Source organism: Sinorhizobium medicae, from assembly GCF_007827695.1.
Taxonomy (GTDB): Bacteria; Pseudomonadota; Alphaproteobacteria; order Rhizobiales; family Rhizobiaceae; genus Sinorhizobium; species Sinorhizobium medicae.
The window spans coordinates 1-2,793 of sequence record NZ_VITA01000057.1 but is presented as its reverse complement, the minus strand read 5'-3'; the positions used below and the strand labels follow the sequence as shown (position 1 = coordinate 2,793).

Genomic DNA, 2,793 nt, shown 5'->3' with positions numbered 1-2,793 from the left:
GGAGGTTCTGACATCGTCGCCGCCCTGCCGGTAGATCCAGGCAACGACGGCGGCGACGATAGCGAGACCGGCCGCAGCCACGATGAGGCGAGGAGCAGAACATCAAACCATCGTCTCGACCTGTTTCGCGACGGCCTTCCTATCGGCGTTCTTGCGCCAGTAGAGGAAGCCGGCCATGCCGCTGAACGCGACAAGGATCAGGAGGAGGTTCTGTCAGGGTATGCCGCCGATCTCGTAGAGCAGCGAAAGTGCTCGACGACGACGACAGAGGAGTGATGACCTCGTTGGACTTCCACCACGGCGCGTCTAGGCTTAGCGGCGTGACAGGTACCGGTACCGGCTTCTCCTCCGTCACCGGGGCCGCCTCGACCTCCGGCCGGGCCGCTTCGCCCGGAGTGAGCGCTACAAGCGCCGTATGCATCGCAGCACGGGTTTTCGGACCAACATCGCCGTCGACCTGCAGCCGCTGGTCAGCTTGGAACTGAAGGACGTTGTCGGCGCGGTAGCCGAGAAGAACGAGCGAGATCCGCGTCAGTCGGCCAAACCAATCAGCCAGGCCGTTCTTGCCGCCGTTGATCTTCTTCGTGATGGTCTCGGCGTCGCCTTCGCCGGTCCAGCGGTTAAGGTCCCGGGTGTCCCAGTAGAACAGAGACACCAGGCCTTCCCACGGATCGGTATTGACCGCGTCCGGATCCTTGACGAAATCGGGGCAGTCGAGGCCGCCCGCGCGGCACCAGTTGCGGAACTGGCGATAGTTGTCCTTGCCGGTCCGTTGCGTACCGGTGCGACCGCGGTAGAGGTGCCCGTCGCTATCCTTCTCCGGCGTGTTGCCGAGATCGGTGCGGGTGTCGTAGCGCTGCTGCGCCGGCGTCGGCCCCCCAGATCTATCGATCGTAGCGGTAGTCTCCGCTCTCATGCATGAACTGGGCGAAATACTGCGCGAGACGGTGCGGCCGATCCATGCCGAAACGTTCCCAGTATCTGTGCAGCGGCACAAGCACGGACGCGAGATTGCTCTCGTTCACCCTACCCTTTGCGGCAGCGCGAACCTGCTGAGCGGTGATGGCGCTCATTGAGGTCTCCTGGTTGTCGTTGGGGAATATTCGGCGGCTGGTTTATGGGGGCCGGCAGTGTTCGGGCTTAGACTGACATTGGTCGTCTTGCCCCTCGCAGCCGGCCGGGAGGCTCGTCATCGGCCCGCGGCCTTTGACGAGCCTCGCCATTGATCCACATCAATGGAAATGGGAATTGAACATGGACGATAGCGAAGCGAGAAGCGCCGGCCCAATCGAGCAAGCTTCTGACCTCTCAGACATCGCGGCGCAGTGCGCCGTTTCAAATCTTTTGGACGTTGCGGCACAGCTTGCCGGCCTCGCCGAGGACCTCAAAGCCAAATCGTCAAGGCCGATCGAACCCAGACCGACATCCCGACGATGAGCCTGAATCAGGCTCCTCCGGCATCATTTGAAAATTGAGCCATCAAGACAGTAAGGCGGCAATAAATGCCGCCACGAAAACGACTGCTGCGAGAGCTGCAGCGCGTCTATTATCTTGACGCGCTCGGCAGGACGCATCGCACTCCTCCTTCGGTGAGCCCCTGAAACGAAACGCTCCGCAACAAAGATCGTTGCTCGAACATGAGTTCGAGGGCGACGGGAAGAGTCTTCCCGAGCCATAATAGTCGTGGTTGGTGCTTGTGATAAAGACAGATGAGCTGGATCGCCCGGCTTGGACGCTGTGAAGAGGCCTGCGAATGGAATAAAGTGGAACTGACGCGGGGCACGCAGGCGGAAGAACCGCTGGTCCGGGGGCTCATGGTTCCATATGGCCTGCATGTAAAAGAGAATGTTTTGCTTTACGTGCATGCGCAGCCTGAGGTCAATATCGATGAAACCCCAGCTCGCGGCCGCGTATGGCGTCGGCTCGATCCCGATGCTTGTAATGTGCAAGGCAGGGTAGCCGACAAAAAGGTCGGAGCCGCACCGAAGACCGCGCTCATTTCCTAGATTTTGAACGCAACAAGTTGAACCATTTAGACCTAAAATTGCAAGTACGAGCGCCCGGCTTCGCCGGGCCTTTCTTGCCGTCGAACAACATGTCGCCGAGGATAGCGATTGCGCGCCCTCCCCCTAACCCTTTCCGCTCGAGGGGAGAGGGACGCTGGCAAGCGGTCGGCGCGACTCCCTTCTCCCCACCTGCGGAAAGCAACCGCGACGCACCCCGTCTTCTCAAGCTGGGCTATCTTATCGAACGCTTGGGCGAACGAAAGAGTCGCCAATGGCCTCTAACTGCAGCTGCCGCATTCGCAGTCGGCGCCGGCGCTCCGTCGCCGTAAGCCCTTCCAATAGCACTTGGGCGAGATCCAATGGGGTCCCTCGCCGACCGACTAAGTCCTCGTAAATCGCAGTAATAACGGTGGGCAGTTTAGCGGCGCCTTGCTTCATCCAAACCGTGCCGGCTCTGATCGGATGCCCATCGCGGTCATCACCGCCGCTTTGTTGGTCAAGGTTAACCCAGCGCCATTTTAGCCGTAGGGCTCGAATCACCGGCTGCGAACCGATCTTTCTTTATCCATAGGGTGGATGATTGCTATCCTAATAATCGATTTTACCAATCTTGCTGAATGTTATTTAGAAGACCCTGAATGAAGGCGCGGCGGGTAGTCCTACTGTTGTGCCTAGATGATTTCGGAGAGAACATGTGCGGGATTGTTGGTATCGTTGGACATCAGCCGGTTTCGGAGCGGCTGGTCGAAGCCTTGAAGCGTCTGGAATATCGCGGCTATGATTCGGC

1 protein-coding gene and 2 pseudogenes are annotated in these 2,793 nt (G+C 59.4%); 2 read left to right on the top strand and 1 reads right to left on the bottom strand.

What is annotated here, in order from left to right; genetic code table 11:
* Positions 1-102 precede the first annotated feature (102 nt).
* A pseudogene (locus tag FB009_RS32470) lies at positions 103-1,073 on the bottom strand (glycoside hydrolase family 19 protein).
* A 181-nt stretch (positions 1,074-1,254) separates the two neighbouring features.
* On the opposite strand from FB009_RS32470, the pseudogene FB009_RS33615 reads away from it, so the two are divergent.
* Both FB009_RS33615 and FB009_RS32460 read left to right on the top strand, forming a co-directional pair.
* A pseudogene (locus FB009_RS33615) lies at positions 1,255-1,468 on the top strand (hypothetical protein).
* A 241-nt stretch (positions 1,469-1,709) separates the two neighbouring features.
* Positions 1,710-2,006 carry a hypothetical protein gene (locus tag FB009_RS32460; protein ID WP_011970883.1) on the top strand — a complete coding sequence of 99 codons (297 nt, stop codon included), beginning with the start codon at positions 1,710-1,712 and terminating at the stop codon, positions 2,004-2,006.
* Positions 2,007-2,793: the final 787 nt, after the last annotated feature.

What these genes read in the sequence shown, in the direction of transcription:
- FB009_RS32460 (WP_011970883.1), top strand. Translation starts at nt 1,710, where the DNA reads ATGAGCTGGATCGCCCGGCTTGGACGCTGTGAAGAGGCCTGCGAATGG.